This window comes from Paraburkholderia ribeironis (assembly GCF_900019265.1).
Lineage (GTDB): Bacteria > Pseudomonadota > Gammaproteobacteria > Burkholderiales > Burkholderiaceae > Paraburkholderia > Paraburkholderia ribeironis.
Map to the genome: position 1 here is coordinate 88,049 of NZ_CYGX02000028.1, position 17,220 is coordinate 105,268.

Genomic DNA, 17,220 nt, shown 5'->3' on the forward strand with positions numbered 1-17,220 from the left:
TCGCCGCCTCCGGATATGGCACGCAACGTCCCCACCTACGCCAGCATGACTTCGGCCCCGATCACCGCCGCTGCGGACGCGGCTTCCCGTCCGGCGGCTTCGCACACCGCGCCGGGCCTCGCTCTGGCTCCGTCGACGCGGCACGCGCTGGAGGGCTTCCATCCGGCGGTCGCCGGCTGGTTCCTGAATACCTTCCTCGCGCCGACCGACGCGCAAACCGCCGCCTGGCCGCAGATCCGTCGTGGCCGCTCGACGCTGGTCGCCGCGCCGACGGGCTCGGGCAAGACGCTCACCGCGTTCCTCTCCGCACTCGACGATCTGGTCCAGCAAGGTCTCGCCAACGGCGGCGCCTTGCCCGACGAAACGCTGGTGGTGTACGTGTCGCCACTGAAGGCGCTGTCCAACGACATCCGCCTGAACCTGCAGATGCCGCTGCAAGGCATCGCCGCGGAACTCGACGCACGCGGGTTGCCGCCGCTCGAGATCCGCACGGCAGTGCGCACGGGCGACACCACGCAGCAGGAACGCAACGCGCTGAAGAAGCGCGCACCGCATATTCTCGTGACCACGCCGGAGTCGCTCTACGTGCTGCTCGGCTCGGACTCGGGCCGCCGCATGCTGGCGACTGTGCGCACGGTGATCGTCGACGAGATTCATGCGCTGGCGGGCAGCAAGCGCGGCAGCCATCTCGCGCTCAGCCTCGAACGTCTCGACGCGCTGTGTCAGCGGCGTCTGCCGCGCATCGGGCTGTCGGCCACGCAAAAGCCGGTGAGCGCGGTGGCGCGCTTTCTGGTCGGTGGCGCGAGCATCGATAGCGACATCCCTGCCGACTGCGCGATCATCGACGTGGGTCACGTGCGTGCACGCGATCTCGCGCTCGAGATCCCGCCCGTGCCGCTCGAAGCGGTGATGCCCAACGAGGTGTGGGAACGCGTATATGACCGCCTCGCCGAACTGATCGCGATGCATCGCACCACGCTGATTTTCGTCAACACGCGGCGCATGGCCGAACGCGCCGCGCGTCATCTGACCGAACGGCTCGGCAAGGAGGCGGTCGCCGCGCATCACGGCAGCCTCGCGAAAGAGCATCGTTTCGACGCCGAACAGCGCCTCAAACGCGGCGAACTGCGCGTGCTGATCGCCACCGCATCGCTCGAACTCGGCATCGATATCGGCGATGTCGATCTGGTCTGCCAGATGGGTTCGCCGCGTGCGATCGCGCCGTTCCTGCAACGCGTCGGACGCTCGGGCCATCATGTCGGCGGCATGCCCAAAGGGCGGCTCTTTCCGACCTCGCGCGACGATCTGATCGAATGCGCGGCGCTGCTCGATTGCGTGCGCCGCGGCGAACTCGACGCGCTGCGCATCCCACGCGCGCCGCTCGATGTGCTCGCGCAACAGATCGTCGCGGAAGTGTCGAGCGCGCAATGGAGCGAGGACGCGCTGTTCGCGATGCTGCGGCGCGCCGCGCCCTACGCGGAACTGCTGCGCGAACAGTACGACGCGGTGCTGCGCATGCTCGCCGAAGGCTACACGAGCCGCCACGGTCCGCGCGCCGCCTACGTGCATCGCGACGCGGTGAGCGGCACGCTGCGCGGCCGGCGCGGCGGCAAGCTGGTCGCCGTGACGTCGGGCGGCACGATTCCCGAGAACGCGGACTACGCGGTGGTGCTCGAACCGCAGGCGATCAACATCGGCACCGTCAACGAAGACTTCGCGGTCGAGAGTCTGGCCGGCGACGTGTTTCAGCTCGGCAATGCGTCGTACCGGATTCTGCGCATCGAGAGCGGCCGCGTGCGGGTCGAGGACGCGCAGGGGCAGCCGCCGAATATTCCATTCTGGCTCGGCGAGGCGCCGGGGCGCAGCGATGAACTGTCGTTCGGAGTGGCGCGGCTGCGCGAACGGATCGCGCAACTGCTCGACGAGCGGCAGACGCCGCAGAGCACGGATGCGGCAACGGCCGCAAGCGCAGGCGAAGCGGCGGGCGAAGTGGCGGGCGAAGCGGCAGGCAAACCGGCAGGCAAACCGGCGGGCGAAGCGGCAGGCAAACCGGCAAGCGAAGCCGCCCGCCTCGAGCACGCGATCGACTGGCTGGTCGAGAACCTCGAACTCGACGAAGCCGCCGCGCGCCAGATCGTCGACTATCTGGCGCGCGCACGCGCGGCGCTCGGCGTGCTGCCCACCCAGAACACGCTGGTGATGGAGCGCTTCTTCGATGAATCCGGCGGCATGCAACTCGTCATCCACTCGCCATTCGGCAGCCGCGTCAACCGCGCGTGGGGCCTCGCGCTGCGCAAGCGCTTCTGCCGCTCGTTCAATTTCGAACTGCAAGCCGCCGCCACCGAGGACGCGATCGTGCTGTCGCTGACCAGCAGCCACTCGTTCGTGCTCGACGAAGTGTGGCGCTATCTGCGTTCAAACAGCGCCGAGCACCTGCTGATCCAGGCCCTGCTCGACGCACCGCTTTTCGGCGTGCGCTGGCGCTGGAACGCGACTGTCGCGCTCGGCCTGCCGCGCTACACCGGCGGGCGCAAGACCGCACCGCAACTGCAGCGCATGCGCAGCGAAGACCTGCTCGCCAGTGTGTTTCCCGAGCAGGCCGCGTGTCTGGAGAACGTGGTCGGCGAACGCGAAGTGCCGCATCATCCGTTAGTTGACCAAACCATCGACGACTGCCTCCACGATGCGATGGACAGCGAACGGTGGCTCGCGCTGCTGCGTCGCATCGAACAGGGCGAGGTGCGGCTGGTCGCACGCGATCTGCCGGCGCCGTCGCCGCTCGCGGCCGAAATCCTCACCGCGAAGCCGTACGCGTATCTCGACGACGCGCCGCTCGAGGAGCGCCGCACGCAGGCCGTGCTGAACCGCCGCTGGACCGATCCGGCCAGCGCCGACGACCTCGGCGCGCTCGATGCCGCTGCGATCGACAGCGTGCGCGACGAAGCGTGGCCCCAGGCACGCAACGCCGACGAGATGCACGAAGCACTGACGGGGCTCGCCTGCATCACCGAAGCCGAGGCGCGCGCTCAGGAGGGCTGGCCGGCGTGGCTCGCGTCGCTGGCCAATGCCGGCCGCGCAACCCTGCTGCGCCTGGCCGACGATGCTGCCGTGTGGCTGCCGGCCGAGCGCCTCACCTGCTTCCAGGCGCTCTACCCCGAGATGTCGCACGCCCGCTATGCACCGCCGCTCGTTGCGCCAAAAGGCTACACCGACAGCTGGCACGCCGACGACGCGCTGCTCGACGTGCTGCGCGCACGCCTGACCGGCTTCGGCCCGCTGCCGGTCAGCGCGATTGCACTGCCGCTGCGGCTGCCGGCGGCCTCAGTCGAGCAGTCGCTCATCCGTCTCGAAGCGCAAGGCTATGTGATGCGTGGCCGCTTCACACCGCAAGCCACCGAAGAAGAATGGTGCGAGCGTCACCTGCTCGCGCGGATTCATCGCTACACGGTGAAGCGCTTGCGCCGCGAAATCGAACCGGTGGAGCGGCACGACTTCATGCGCTTCCTGTTCGAGTGGCAGCATCTGACGCCGGCCACGCGCAGCGAAGGCCGCGACGCGCTGGCCGCGGCGCTCGACCAGCTCGAAGGCTTTCAGGCCGCGGCCGGCGCGTGGGAGGACGACATCCTGCCGGCGCGCGTGCGAGCCTACTCGACCAGTTCCCTCGACGAGCTATGCCGCGCCGGCAAGATCGTCTGGACCCGGTTGACGGAGCGCGCTCGCGGCACCGCGGGACCGATCCGCAGCACGCCGATCGTGCTGCTGCCGCGCGCCCAGGTCCGCACGTGGCGCGCCTTGCTCGATCCGTCGAGGCCACTGGAATTGTCGGCGCTCGCACAAAGCGTGTACGACACGCTGTCGCAACACGGCGCGATGTTCTTCGACGAGCTGCTCACCGAGGTCCGCGTATTGCGCATGGAGCTGGAGAATGCGCTGGGCGAGCTGGTCGCCGCCGGCCTCGCGAACTCCGACAGCTTCGCGGGTCTGCGCGCCTTGCTCAAGCCGGTCGCCAAACGCAACGCCTTTTCCAGTAGCCGGCGCGCACGAGCGGGCGCGCTGATCGGCGGGATGGATGACGCGGGACGCTGGGCACTCGTGAGCCGCCAACCGGTCGACGGGCAGACGGAGCCTGCGCCGGAGCGCCGTCGAGCGTTGCCGCCGGACATGCTCGAGCACGTCGCGATGGCCTTGCTGCGCCGCTATGGCGTGGTGTTCTGGCGTCTGCTCGAACGCGAAGCGGATTGGCTGCCGCCGTGGCGCGATCTGCTGCGCATCCTGCAACGGCTCGAAGCGCGCGGCGTGATTCGTGGCGGGCGCTTCGTGAATGGCCTCGCCGGCGAACAGTTTGCGTTGCCCGAGGCGATTCCCGTGCTGCGGGAAGTCCGGCGACAGGCGAACGAGAATGCGCTGGTATGCGTCGCCGGCACCGATCCGTTGAATCTCGCGGGCACGTTGCTGGTCGGTGAACGGGTACCGGCGGTGGCCGGCAACCGGCTTCTGTACCGCGACGGCGTGGTGGTCGCCACGCTCGTCGCCGGGAAATTCTGCTTCGATGCGTCGGTGGAAGGCAATCCCGTCGAACGCGAGCGGGCGCGCGCACTGCTTGCGCGCAGATTCTAGATTTTCATCGGCCAGCTATGCGGCGCGCATCGCCGCGCACCGCGCCCTTCTGTGGTGCCGCCGCGCGGCGCTGAGGCAGCCCCTCACGCTCGCGCACAGCCAACCGTTAATAACCGTTAAGGTTTATAGGTCGGGATGCGATCGCTTCGCTACAATGGCGCGGTCTTAAGTATGATGAAGGCAGTCTGCCGCTCACCGCCTTGACGGAACTGCTGGCATACACCGCCCGGGAACCTCATGAACGAAGACCAACGCGACCAGGTGCTTTATGCCCAGTTCGGCACAAGCAGTCCAAGCTGGCGTCTGTCGGCCAATAACAACACACTCGAACTCTCGCCCGTTACCGGCTATGTGCCCGCCAATGGCGCCATTGCGCTGGATCCTCGACAAGCCGCGCAAGTCCGCTGCCTGGCTGGCGTGACCTCACGCGTGGTCGTCGATGTCCGGTTGTGCGGCGAACCGCTGCGTCTGCATCTGGTCGGCAAGAAGCTCAACAGCGACACCTGGGCCGGCACCGCGTCGGCTTATGACGATACGGAGTCGGTGGCCCGCGATCTCGTGCTGAGCCTGTCGTTTGCCGAGCGGGTCGTCTCCGAAGTCAATTCGATGGTCGTCATTATCGATCGGCACGGCCGCATACAGCGCTTCAACCGGCTCGCGGAAGAGCTTATCGGCGTCAACGAAGAGGACATCATCGGCCACGAGGTGTGGGCGCTCCTCATGTGCTCTGAAGACGGCGCGGCTGCCAGCCAGGACATCGCGGGCCTCTTCAGTCGCGGCGTGTCGTATGAGGTCGAACGGCGCATCAGGACGGTGCATGGCGAACGGCTCTTTCTGTTTCGCAATAAGTTCATTCAGAGCGGCAGCGGCGTCGAAGAGCAGTTCCTGATCTGCTCGGGCACGGACATCACCGAACTGCGACTCGCGCAGGAACGGCTCACCGAGCTGGCCAACACCGATTCACTCACCGGTTTCGCCAATCGCGACGCGATCCAGCACAAGATTCGCAAGGCAATCGACGAAGCCGCCGCTGGCGAAGCGGTCGGCGTGCTGTTTCTCGATCTCGACAACTTCAAGAAGGTCAACGATCACTATGGCCACGTGTTCGGCGACCATCTCATCTGCGATGTCTCGGCGGCCATCAGCACCTGCCTGAACGAAGGCGACGCGGCCGCGCGGCTGGGCGGCGACGAGTTCATCGTGCTCGCGGCGAAAGGCACCGCGCACCAACTCGAAGCTACCGCGCAACGCATTCTGGAGCGCATGCGCGCGCCGTTCGCCGTCGGGCTCGTGGAGGTCTATACCGGCTGCTCGATCGGCATCGCTCGCTATCCCGAACACGGCGACACCGTCGAATCGCTGATCCGTTCAGCCGATACGGCCATGTACGTCGCCAAGGACGAAGGCAAGCGCACCCACCGTGTGTTCTCGCCCGACATGAACCGCCGGGTCGCCGAGTACATGTGGCTCGACACCAATCTGCGGCGTGGGCTCGAAGAAGGTCAGTTCACGCTGCACTACCAGCCCAAGCTGTCGCTCGCCACTGGCGTCGTGCAGGGCGCGGAGGCGCTGGTGCGCTGGAATTCGCCGGAGCGCGGGCAGATCATGCCGGTGGAATTCATCCGTTATGCCGAAGAATCCGGGCTGATCGGCGTGCTCGGGCGCTGGGTGATGGAAACGGCCGCGACCCAGGCGGCCCGCTGGAAAGCAGCGGGCTACAACCTGCGCATCGCGATCAATGTGTCGGCGCGGCAACTGGCCGACACCGCCGTGGTCCGGCATTTCGCCGAAGCGCTGCAGCATGCCAACCTCGATCCCTGCCTGATCGACCTCGAACTCACCGAAAGCTGTCTGATCGAAGACGAAGCAGCCGCGATCGATCTGATCAAGCAGTTCCGCCGGCTCGGCGCCCAGGTGCATCTGGACGACTTCGGCACCGGCTACTCGTCGCTGTCGCAACTTGGCCGCATTCCGCTCGACGTGATCAAGCTCGACCGCAGCTTCGTGCGCTCGATCAACGCCGACATCAAGGCGCAGGCGCTGGTGCGCTCGATGGTGGCGGTCGCGCAGGAGCTCGATTTCCAGGTGGTGGCCGAAGGCATCGAAACGGAATCGGAGGAAGCGTTCATGAAGGGGCTGGGCGTCGATTACGTGCAGGGCTTCCTGTATGGCCAGGCGATGCCCGCGCCCGAATTCGAACGCTGGTTGCAGGTTCGGCGCAAGCTCAGGCTGATCGCCTGAGCATCGCGCGCCTCGCCCGGCGCGCGACGCAGATCATCCAGACCGCGGCCCTGCGCCGTTCGCTATTGCAAATGCGGCAAACGCGGCGGCAAACGCGCGAACCAGCGCGCGGTAACGCTCAAGGCGCGGCGGCGATCACCTCGGCTACCGCGGCCGTGAGCTTCTTGCCGTAGGGGATGTGCAGGAATTCATTCGGTCCGTGCGCGTTCGACTTCGGCCCGAGCACCCCGCACACCATGAACTGCGATTGCGGAAAGCCCGCCTTCAGCACGTTCATCAACGGGATGGTGCCGCCCTGGCCGATGTACGCGACGTCCGCGCCATAGTGCTTGCGCGATGCGTCGTTGAGCGCGGTGGCGAGCCACGGCGCGAGATCGGGCGCGTTCCAGCCGCTCGCCGCGCCGGCGTCCGGCTTGAACGTCACCTTCGCGTTGTACGGCGGATCGAATTCGAGCAGCGCCTTCAATTCGGCGACGGCCTTGTCCGCTTCGATCAGCGGCGGCAGTCGCAGCGACAGTTTGAACGCGGTACGCGGGCGCAGCACGTTGCCGGCATCGGCGAGCGCGGGCAGACCGGCCGCGCCGGTCACCGACAGCGACGGACGCCACGTCGAGTTGAGCAACGCCTCTTGCGGATCGGTCGTGGTGGGCAGCACCTGGCGGCCGTCCTGGCCGCACGCCCACGGCAATTTCTTCCATACATCGTCGCCGAGAATCTGCGCGGTCGCTGCCGCTTCGCGCAGACGCTCCGCAGGGATCGAGCTGTGGAAACCCTTCGGCAACAGCGTGCCGTTGGCGGCGTCCTCCAGCCGGTCGAACAGTTGCCGCATGATGCGGAAGCTCGACGGCGCGATACCGCCGTAACCGCCCGAGTGAATGCCTTCGTCGAGCACCTGCACTTCGAGGTTGCCGGCGACGAGTCCACGCAGCGACGTGGTCAGCCACAGTTGATCGTAATTGCCCGCGCCGGAATCGAGACACACGACGAGACCGACCTTGCCGAGCCGTTCGCGCAGCACGTCGACGTACGGCAGCAGATCGTAGCTGCCCGATTCCTCGCAGGTTTCGATCAGGCCGACGCAACGTGGACGCTCGACGCCTTGCGCGTCGAGCGCGGCGAGCGCCGTGAGGCTTGCGTAGATCGCATAGCCGTCGTCGGCGCCGCCGCGGCCATACAGCTTGTCGTCCTCGAGCTTCGGCGTCCACGGGCCGAGGTCCTTGCGCCAGCCGTCGAACTCGGGCTGCTTGTCGAGGTGGCCATACAGCACGATGGTTTCTTCGCTGCCCGAACGGGTCGCGGCCGCTTCGAAGAAGATCACCGGCGTGCGGCCCGGCAGGCGGACCACTTCGAGTTTCAGGCCGCGCACCGGCTGCTGCCCGGCCCATTGCGCCGCGTCGGTGATCACGCGCTCCAGATAGCCGTGCTTCACCCAATCGGGATCGAACGCCGGACTCTTGGCCGGCACCGCGATGTAGTCCGTCAACGCGCGCACGATCTCATCGTTCCACTTGCGGTCCACGAATTCACGTAGCGTGTCCGGGTTGACGCGGTGGGCGTGCTGGGTCGTATCGTCGGAGATCATGGTGGCGGTCCTGGCGGTTCGGTTCTGTCGAAATGGCCATGATAGTCCTGATGCGGGATCGGCTGAACCCCTCGACGCATATCCGGACCGCTGCAGAGGCGCGGCGCCGGCGTGTTGCGTCCCAATGGTTTGGCGTTTAGCCAGCAACGAGCGGGCAACGTGCCGGCAAGCCCGAAGCGATGCACGAGCGACCGCCAACGCGCTCAGCATCGAAGCTGCAAGGACTGGGCATTCGCGCGACAATCAACGCATACGTCGCGTATCGGGAGCAGTTTCATGAGCCGCAACGTTGTCGTTCAGCTTATCGCGGCGATATTCGCGCTGGCGCTGTATTTTCTGCCGGCGATTCTCGCGGATCGGCGCAAACGCCATGACGTGCTGACGCTGGCGCTCTTCAATGCGTGCCTCGGCTGGACCGTGTTGGGCTGGCTGCTCGCGCTCTACTGGTCGTTGCAGCCGAATCCGCCGAAGGACCTCGCGGGTGAGGTGGAAGAGTCACGCAAACTCGTGCGGATGCGGGCGTTTTCGTCCGCGCTGTTGCTGCGCGTGCAGCGACGCGCGTCCGCGCGGGATCGGCCGGAGAATTGAGTCAGTGTGGAATCAGCGCAAGGTGAGTGTGAACCGGGCCGGTCGGCAAACCGGGCGGCGGCAGCGGACGGACAGTCGAACGACAAGGAAGCGACGACGCTGACGCGTCAGAACCATAGTCAATGCCGGAATTGAATCGAAACCTGAACAACCGGCCGGATCACGGCCGGTTGTTCAGGGCAATGCGCATTCATTCACCATGATTGACTCAGGCGGGACTCAGGCGGCCCGTCCAACCCGGTGCCATTGCACGGAGCCAGCCGGGATGGAGCGCGGCTCGGCACGTACGCTGGCGGGTGCAAACATATCACGGCGCAGTTCGCCGTATTCATCAAACCACTCGCAAACCAGCCAATCACCAAGGTTGAGTGCGACCGCACCCGCGTATGTCACGGTCATGCGCGCCCCCCCTTCCTTCAATGCAACGACGTCCCCGACGTTGAAGCGAGCGACAGGCGATGTCTGGATTGCGTCAATGGTAGCGGTCAGCATATTCAATCCCCTACGTTGAGCGTTATTTAAGTCACTGCGCCGGTTTTTCGACTTAGACCTACTGAGGGAAGCCTCTAAAGTTCACGAAGATTAACAATTGAATTTAATCACGGCAAGTGCTTTTTATTGATACCGTTTTCATCGCCGCCGGAATGCCTTTTCCTACCGTCTTGCGTCAGTGGAAACCAGGAAAATCCCTCAAGATGGCCGCCGACCCGCTGTCCGTGCGGCACCGCACGATCGCAACACTTACCTGGCGCGGTCTGCCGGTCAGTAGAAAATGCCCGGGGCTTTCTTCATATTAAATGCAAAACGCAATGCCACAGGGTTATTCCGGACCGCCGGAAAACTCGAATTACCTGTGAACGACTAACTCACCGGTAAATGGGACGAGCCACAATTACGCTTTTGTTTAACGTCGATAATAATGCCGGCAAAACAGTCATCGAAAACGATTACCGAAGCGGGATTTTCAAACCGGCTGCGCAATCCGGCGTTGCACCTGTTGCTGATGCCGCACCAGCAGCACGCTCAAACCGATGCATACGAACATCAATAGCGCGTTGATGGCGAGGCTCAACTGAAACGCGTACGCGTACACAGCCGGCGCGGCGCTGCCGCCGATCGCGCCGAAAAACGCGCCACTGATCGCCGCCGTGCCGAACGCGGAACCGATCTGCAGCGTCGACGACACCACGCCCGACGCAAGTCCCGCTTTCTCCGGCACGACCTCGAGCAGCACGATGCGCATGATCGACGGCAGCAGCAGGCCGTGACCCACACCCGCGCACACCAGCCCGCCGTAGAACAGCAGATCCGGCGTGGCAGACTGGGTGGCGGACCAGCCGGTTAGCGTGAAGCCGACCGTCATCATTGAAAAGCCGAGCGTCAACACGTGGCCGCCAATGCGCTTGACCACCGCCGGGGAAGTCAGCGGCCCAACCACGAAGCCGAGCGCGAACGGCATGATCGCCATGCCCGACGCGAGCGGTGTCCAATGCAGGCCGGTCTGCAGGAAGACCCCGTAGGTCAGGAAAAACGCGCTATTGCAATAAAACAGAAATGCAAGCACGAGACCCAGCGCGAAGGCCCGATTGCGGAACAGTTGCAGGTCCACCAGCGGATGCCCGCCGCCGCGTTCGACGCGTCGCTCGGTGGCGACGAACAGTGCGAACGCGGGAATCGCCAGCGCGAACATCGCGAAGGTCCACGCCGGCCAGCCAGCTTCACGGCCATGCGTCATCGGGTAGATGAGCAGCAGCAGCACCGTGGACAGCAGCGCCACGCCCTTCAAATCGATGCCGGCGCGCGTGGCCGGTTGACTCTCCGGCACGAATTTCCACGTGCCGATAAACGCCGCGATGCCGATCGGAATGTTGATCAGGAAGATCACGCGCCAGTCGAGCCCGAACGGGTGATAAGTGATCAGCGCGCCGCCGCCCAATTGGCCGACGATCGACGACAGCCCGAACATGAAGCCGTACAGGCTCATCACTCTCGTCTGCTGCTGCAGCGGCACGACCGCGCGAATGGTCGCGAGCACCTGCGGCGCCATCACTGCGGCCGCGATGCCCTGCACGATCCGCGCGATCACCAGCATGTGGCCACTGGTCGCGAAGCCGCACAGCGCTGATGCGACGACGAATGCCGCCATCCCTGTCATGAACATGCGGCGACGGCCGTACAGATCGCCCAACCGGCCGCCGGTGATCAACAGCACCGCATACGCGGACGCGTAGGCGGATACCACCAGCTGCAATTGCGCGTCGCTGGCGTTCAGGCCCGTGTGAATCGAAGGCAGCGCCAGGTTGACGATGAAATAGTCGAGCGGCGCGAGGAAGGCGCCGATGAACAGCACGGCCAACGCGAGCCCCTGGCGTTCGAAGCGCGGCGTGGTCTGTCTCGCTGGCGCCATGCCGGCAGCCACCGCGCCAGGGCAGGTCGCGACGCCCGCGGCGGCGCAGGCGGATTCGACGAATGCCGCCGGAGCGGACTTGATCGATTCGGTTTTCATGACTGATCGTTCAAAAATTCGGCAAAAAAAATTAGACGAGAAATTAGACGAGCGCGCGCATGGCGACGTCCACTATTGCGCTCAGCGCATCTTCCTTGTGGGCGACTCGTCCCAGCACGCGCAGACCTTGCATCACGCACAGCAGGAAATCGCCGACGGCTTTTTCGTCGAGCGTCGAATTGAACGCGCCGCTCGTCTGGCCGCGGATCACCGACGCCGCCAGCAACGTCGCCATGCGGCGCTGAATCGCCGCGACGCGGGTGCGCAGTTCTTCGTCGCCCGGCTGCATTTCCAGCGTGGTGTTGGTGATGAAGCAGCTACGCTCGCCGCTCAGCCCACACGCAACCCGCGCGTAATGCAGCAAGGCGTTGCGCAGCGCCTCTTCCGGCGACACCGGCGCATTCAGCCGCTCGGCGAGCCGCGCGACCGACCCTTCCGCGTAATGATCCAGCGCGGCGAGCATGATGCCGTGCTTGTCGCCGAATACACCGTACAGACTGCCGCGCAACAGGCCGGTGGCCTTGCACAGGTCGTCGATCGACGTGGCGTGGTAGCCGTGGTTCCAGAACACCTGACTCGCGCTCGTCAGCACGGTGTCCGTGTCGAACTCGCGCGGCCGGCCGCGCACGCACGCGTCGCCTGCTTGTTTCGCGGATTGCTTCGGATGGCCGGATTGCTTCATAGGTGATGATATTATGACCTATCGTTCAATAAATCAAGGCCGGTTTTCCATGGCGGGCGCTGCGGCAAATCGTGTGCACGCTGGTCGATGCGTGAAAAGCCGGCGACGGGAATCGAACCCGTCGCCGGCTTCAGCCAGGTGGAGATTGCTGGAAAAGGCGCGCCGGCTCAGGTTTCGAGTCTTGCGTCCATCGTGATCGTCGCTTTCAGGACCTTGGACACCGGACACCCTGCCTTCGCATCCGCGGTGGCCTTTTCGAACGCGGCCTTGTCGCCGCCAGGAATCTTCACCGCCACGTCGAGATGCACGGCGCTGATCGTAAAGCCGCCACCGTCCTTGTCGAGCGTGACGGTTGCGGTGGTGCCGATCCGTTCGGGTGTGATGCCGGCCTTGCCCAGTTCCGCCGACAACGCCATCGAGAAGCAGCCGGCGTGCGCCGCCGCGATCAGTTCTTCCGGATTCGTGCCGATGCCGTCCGCGAAGCGTGTCGAAAACGAGTATTGGGTGTCCTTGAGGACGCCGCTGTCGGTGGAAATCGAGCCTTTGCCGTCTTGCAAGCCGCCTTGCCAGACTGCTGATGCCTTGCGCTTCATCGCTCTCTCCTGTTTATGCCCTGCTTCGCGCGCTTCACGACTGAAGATGGTGCCCGCCGCGGCGGTCCTGCCCGGTTGTTCCGCGGGGTGGGCATCAGTTGCGAGTCCCCCAAAGGGACTTCCTTCGGGGCGTCTCCCAGTGGGACTTTCTTCGAGGCTCCCCCAAGGAGACTTCCTTTGGACGCCCCAAGAGGCTTCCTTCGCGGCGTGTCTCGCGGCGCTGCAGGCGCGGGCGTGAACCGGATTTCATCATAGGCGCTTCCGTGTGCCGTCGCCGTGACGATTCCTCGCGCAGAGGCGACGAAACCCTTCCCTCACTACATCAAAAATCGTAACAAACTTTCCTCTGAAAGGCGCTTTATTGCTGTCCTCGCAAGAAATACACTGACTTCAACGGATCGGGACATGGGATTCAAAACCGATCTCTCAACAATCGAACTGGAGGTCATCATGAAATCGCTCATTTCCGCAGTGCTCGTCGCATCCGCTCTTATCGTTCCGGCTGTTTCGTTCGCCCAGCAGGCAAACGGTCCGGTCACTCGCGCTGAAGTGCGCGCCGAACTCGTAGCCGCGCAAAAGGCGGGCCTCGTGTACCAGAACGACACCGAGTATCCGAAGACCGCCGTACAAGGCAACGCGGCCGTAGTGGCGTCGACGCAGGCGTCGCAGGACGTGGGTGGCGTGAACGGGGGTTCGTCGGCGGCCGGCGCGCCGTCGTCGGTGCAACAGCGTTTGTTCTCGACCTATCGCGGCCAGTAAGGCGTCGAGCCGCGCGGGTCGGCGGCCTGGTCGTTGAAAAGCAGGTAGTGTGAGAGCGGTGTAAGAGCCGCAGTCAGAAGCGCCCCGGTTGCGAAGTTCGCAACCGGGGCGCTTCTTTTTGGGCGTTGCGCATCAGGGTTGCGCGCCACATTTTGTGCATCGCGCCGCGGCAAAGTCGAGGCCCGCTGTCGTAGAACACGCCCGTGAACACAAACAGGCCGCGGTCCGATCCGCTATTCGGCAAACGGCAAGCTCGCCTGCCCGACCGCCCGCATGCCGAACACGTTCAGCGTCATCGCGACCAGCGCGTAGTAGCCGAGCAGACCCACCAGGTTGATCACCACCTGATGCCCAAAGCGCTCGACCGCCTTCGCGTAGGTGGCGTCCGAGACTCGCTTCGTGTCGTACAGCTCGCTCGCGAAATCGTGGATCAGCGCGTCGTCGGCGTCGGCAAAGGCCGGGCGCCGTCCCTGGCGGATCGTCTCGGCATCCGCTTCGGTGACGCCCGCTTCGAGCGCGATCGGATAGTGGATGTACCACTCCGCCTGCGCCTGCCAGCGCGCCGCGGTCACGAGAATCGCCAGCTCCGACAAGCGCAGCGGCAAGCCGGTCCGATAGCGGCAGAACGCGCCCAGACGCTGCGCCTGCTGGGCCAGCTCCGGACTATGAATCCAGCCGAGAAACGGCCCGTTCAGATTGCCGCGCGGGCCGGACAGAATCTCGTCGAGCACCGCCTTCTGTTCGGGCGTGGCGGTGGAGGTGTCGAAATGAGGCAAACGTTCGGTCATCATCGTTCTCGCGGTTAAGCGGTGAGCTCGAATGGTTCAGATGGCGGCCAACGCGCCGTCGATCGCGTCGGCGAGCCGGCTGACGATTTCGTCGATGTCGCGCGCAGTGCAGATGAACGGCGGCGCCAGCAGCACATGATCGCCGATCTTGCCGTCGACCGTGCCGCCCATCGGATACACCATCAACCCGCGCACGAACGCTTCGCGCCGGATCGCGGCGTGCAGTTTCAGCCCGGCGTCGAACGGCGTCTTGCTCGCGCGCTCCTTCACCAGCTCGACACCGACGAACAGCCCCCGGCCACGCACGTCGCCGATATGCGGATGCTGCGCGTAGTGCTCGCGCAGCCGGCCACGCAATTGCTCGCCGCGCGCCAGCACGTTCGGCAGCAAGCCCTCTTCCGCGATTACGCGTTGTACTTCGAGCGCAGCGGCACAGGCGGTGGCGTGACCGATATACGTGTGACCGTGCTGAAAGAAGCCCGAGCCGCCGACGATCGTCTGATAGATGCGATCGCTCACCAGCGTCGCGCCGATCGGCTGATAGCCCGCGCCGAGCCCCTTCGCAATGGTCAGCAGGTCCGGCGCCACGCCGTCTTCCTCGCAGGCGTAAAGAAAGCCGGTGCGACCCATGCCCGACATGATTTCGTCGAGAATCAGCAGGACTCCGTAACGATCGCACACCGCGCGAATCTTGCGAAAGTACTCGCGTACCGGCGGCACCGCCCCCGCGGTCGCGCCCACCACCGTTTCCGCGACGAACGCGGCCACCGTGTCGGCGCCGAGTTCGAGGATCTTCTGCTCGAGCTCATCGGCCAGACGCTGCGCGAAGGCCTCTTCGGTTTCGTCGGCGCGTTGTTCGCGATACGCGTAACACGGGCTGACGTGGTGCGCCTGGATCAGGATCGGCAGGAACGGCTCGCGGCGCCATGCATTGCCGCCGATCGCCAGCGCCCCCAACGTGTTGCCGTGGTAGCTCTGGCGCCGCGCGATGAAGTGGCGACGCTGCGGTTCGCCCTTCTCGACGAAATACTGGCGCGCCAGTTTCAGCGCCGCCTCGATCGCTTCCGAACCGCCGGACACGAAGTACACGTGTTCGAGCCCCGCCGGTGCGCTCGCCACCAGCCGGTCGGCGAGTTCCTCGGCCGGCTCGGTGGTGAAGAACGACGTGTGCGCATACGGCAACTGTTGCGCCTGGCGTTTGATCGCATCGATCACCCGCTGATTGCTATGCCCAAGACACGAGACGGCCGCGCCGCCGGACGCGTCGATATAACGCTTGCCGGTCGAGTCGATGATTTCGATGCCGTCGCCAGCGACTGCGACCGGCAACGTTTGCTTCGGAGAACGATGAAAGACGGTGGTCATGGTGTGCAATTCCTGTGGTTGCGCCAGTGTGGTGTGCTCAATAGCCAGCCGGCCCGGAGGTGGTGCGAGCGATGAAAGTGTCGAATGCGCATTGCCCCTGCTGGTAAACGTTCATCGATACGCCCGCGCCGCCGGGTTCGAACAGCCTGCTTCCACGACACGGCTCGCACTCGTTCAACAATCGATACGTCTTTATACTTCCAAACAACATTTGTTGTCAAACAATGCGACAGTGATTCATCTGGAGCGGCCTTGCGCTGTGCAAGGCCGTCGAGCGGTCAAGGCGGGAAGATTTAGGGCACGTAGGCGCCCTTGGCGTGCAACGACTGCTCGGCGATCGCGAGCTGTTCGACCGCGCCCGCGCCTTCGAGCGCGAGCAGATGCGCGACGAGCGATTCGGTAAGCGCGGTGGCCGCCACCAGCGACGGAAAAAACGACGGGCTCTCGTGCGAAAAGATCAGCACCTTGTCGGCGTTCAGCGCAATCGGCGAGACCGCGCTGTCGGTGATGGCGATCAGTTTGCTGCCTTTTTCGAGCGCGGCTTCGGCCACACGCGCCGCTTCCACCGAATACGGCGCGAAGCTGATGACGATCGTCGCGCTGTCGCGTTCGATCGTGCGCAGTTGCATTTCGAGCGTGCCGGCCTCGCCATTGAGCAACGACACCGACGGCCTGAACAGCCGGTAGCCATACACGAGGCCAAACGCCACCGCGTAACACGAGCGAAAGCCGGCCACGTGCACGTGCGGCGCGCGTCGCAAGAGCCGCGCCGCCTCCACGATCACGCGACCGTTGTGCGCGGCGCTGACATCGAGATTATGCTGCTGCGCGACCAGCAGATCGTTCGCCAGCGCGTCTTTCGATTTGACCAGCGAGCGCGCCCGGCTCGTGAGCGGCTCGGGCCGCGTGCGCACACGCGCGACGAACAGGTCGCGCAATTCGTTCCAGCCGGGGAAACCCAGTTGCTGCGACAGGCGCACCAGCGAAGCGGGTTGCACCTGAGCCCGCTCGGCCACCTTGCGCATCGACGAGACCGCGACCTCGTCGGGATGATCGAGCAGGAAACCTGCACCCATCTGGTACTGCGGACTCAGTTCGGAGAAGCGCGCCCGGATCAGGGCGGCGAGCTGGTCGAAGCTGTCTGGCATGCGATGGTCCGGGCGAGCCGTCGATAAGATTGACAACAAATGTTACCACCTGGCGCATTGCAATCAACAGTTCTTGCGGGGAGCTGATGAGTGGCAAACGAAATCTGTCCCGTCGGCGCTGTCAACTTGCGGGAGTTCGGCGATGACGATGCATAAGGCCACTGTGACTCAGAAAGCAGTCGACGGAGTTTGGGTGACGTTGGCAAATTCGCGCCATGCGACGAACCAGGCCGTGAGTTGTTTGCAATAGAGTGAAGCTCGCAGAAGATGTCGCTTCAGTGCGAAGTGCTGCCGGACTGGACCGAAGCGGCAACACCCGCGCCCATCGGGAGATGGCCGCCTCGGCAACCC

12 protein-coding genes and 1 pseudogene are annotated in these 17,220 nt (G+C 64.9%); 4 read left to right on the plus strand and 9 right to left on the minus strand.

Annotated features, from left to right (window positions below):
• Window positions 1–15 precede the first annotated feature (15 nt).
• Both BN2475_RS14470 and pdeR read left to right on the plus strand, forming a co-directional pair.
• Window positions 16–4,617 carry a DEAD/DEAH box helicase gene (locus BN2475_RS14470; protein WP_245841313.1) on the plus strand — a complete coding sequence of 1,534 codons (4,602 nt, stop codon included), beginning with the start codon at window positions 16–18 and terminating at the stop codon, window positions 4,615–4,617.
• A gap of 237 nt (window positions 4,618–4,854) precedes the next feature.
• On the plus strand, window positions 4,855–6,858 hold the full coding sequence (pdeR, locus tag BN2475_RS14475) for a cyclic di-GMP phosphodiesterase (protein WP_094780196.1): 2,004 nt from the start codon (window positions 4,855–4,857) through the stop codon (window positions 6,856–6,858).
• 118 nt (window positions 6,859–6,976) lie between these two features.
• Here the strand turns inward: pdeR and BN2475_RS14480 are convergent, their stop codons facing one another.
• Window positions 6,977–8,440 carry a M20 family metallopeptidase gene (locus BN2475_RS14480; protein WP_094780197.1) on the minus strand — a complete coding sequence of 488 codons (1,464 nt, stop codon included), beginning with the start codon at window positions 8,438–8,440 and terminating at the stop codon, window positions 6,977–6,979.
• 276 nt (window positions 8,441–8,716) lie between these two features.
• Between BN2475_RS14480 and BN2475_RS14485 the strand changes: the two genes are divergently transcribed.
• Window positions 8,717–9,028 carry a superinfection immunity protein gene (locus BN2475_RS14485; RefSeq protein WP_094780198.1) on the plus strand — a complete coding sequence of 104 codons (312 nt, stop codon included), beginning with the start codon at window positions 8,717–8,719 and terminating at the stop codon, window positions 9,026–9,028.
• 219 nt (window positions 9,029–9,247) lie between these two features.
• On the opposite strand, the gene BN2475_RS14490 is transcribed toward BN2475_RS14485, so the two are convergent.
• The 4 genes from BN2475_RS14490 to BN2475_RS14505 all read right to left on the minus strand — a co-directional run bounded on the left by BN2475_RS14490 (window position 9,248) and on the right by BN2475_RS14505 (window position 12,809).
• Entirely contained in the window at window positions 9,248–9,520 is a 273-nt protein-coding gene (locus tag BN2475_RS14490; RefSeq protein WP_094780199.1) for a YodC family protein, read from the minus strand.
• A gap of 472 nt (window positions 9,521–9,992) precedes the next feature.
• On the minus strand, window positions 9,993–11,534 hold the full coding sequence (locus BN2475_RS14495) for an MFS transporter (protein WP_094780200.1): 1,542 nt from the start codon (window positions 11,532–11,534) through the stop codon (window positions 9,993–9,995).
• A gap of 43 nt (window positions 11,535–11,577) precedes the next feature.
• Window positions 11,578–12,216, minus strand: a complete 639-nt coding sequence (locus tag BN2475_RS14500) for a TetR/AcrR family transcriptional regulator (RefSeq protein ID WP_094780201.1) — start codon at window positions 12,214–12,216, stop codon at window positions 11,578–11,580.
• Between the two features lie 167 nt (window positions 12,217–12,383).
• Window positions 12,384–12,809, minus strand: a complete 426-nt coding sequence (locus tag BN2475_RS14505) for an OsmC family protein (RefSeq protein WP_094780202.1) — start codon at window positions 12,807–12,809, stop codon at window positions 12,384–12,386.
• 450 nt (window positions 12,810–13,259) lie between these two features.
• Between BN2475_RS14505 and BN2475_RS14510 the strand changes: the two genes are divergently transcribed.
• Window positions 13,260–13,568 carry a DUF4148 domain-containing protein gene (locus tag BN2475_RS14510; protein ID WP_094780237.1) on the plus strand — a complete coding sequence of 103 codons (309 nt, stop codon included), beginning with the start codon at window positions 13,260–13,262 and terminating at the stop codon, window positions 13,566–13,568.
• Window positions 13,569–13,801: 233 nt separating this feature from the next.
• Here the strand turns inward: BN2475_RS14510 and BN2475_RS14515 are convergent, their stop codons facing one another.
• The 4 genes and pseudogenes from BN2475_RS14515 to BN2475_RS36530 form a co-directional block, all read right to left on the minus strand.
• On the minus strand, window positions 13,802–14,356 hold the full coding sequence (locus BN2475_RS14515; RefSeq protein ID WP_094780238.1) for a carboxymuconolactone decarboxylase family protein: 555 nt from the start codon (window positions 14,354–14,356) through the stop codon (window positions 13,802–13,804).
• A gap of 36 nt (window positions 14,357–14,392) precedes the next feature.
• Window positions 14,393–15,721, minus strand: a complete 1,329-nt coding sequence (locus BN2475_RS14520; RefSeq protein ID WP_094780203.1) for an aspartate aminotransferase family protein — start codon at window positions 15,719–15,721, stop codon at window positions 14,393–14,395.
• Between the two features lie 293 nt (window positions 15,722–16,014).
• On the minus strand, window positions 16,015–16,869 hold the full coding sequence (locus BN2475_RS14525) for a MurR/RpiR family transcriptional regulator (protein WP_094780204.1): 855 nt from the start codon (window positions 16,867–16,869) through the stop codon (window positions 16,015–16,017).
• A 168-nt stretch (window positions 16,870–17,037) separates the two neighbouring features.
• Window positions 17,038–17,175 (minus strand): annotated as a pseudogene (locus BN2475_RS36530) (IS6 family transposase); the annotation flags it as partial.
• Window positions 17,176–17,220 lie beyond the last annotated feature (45 nt).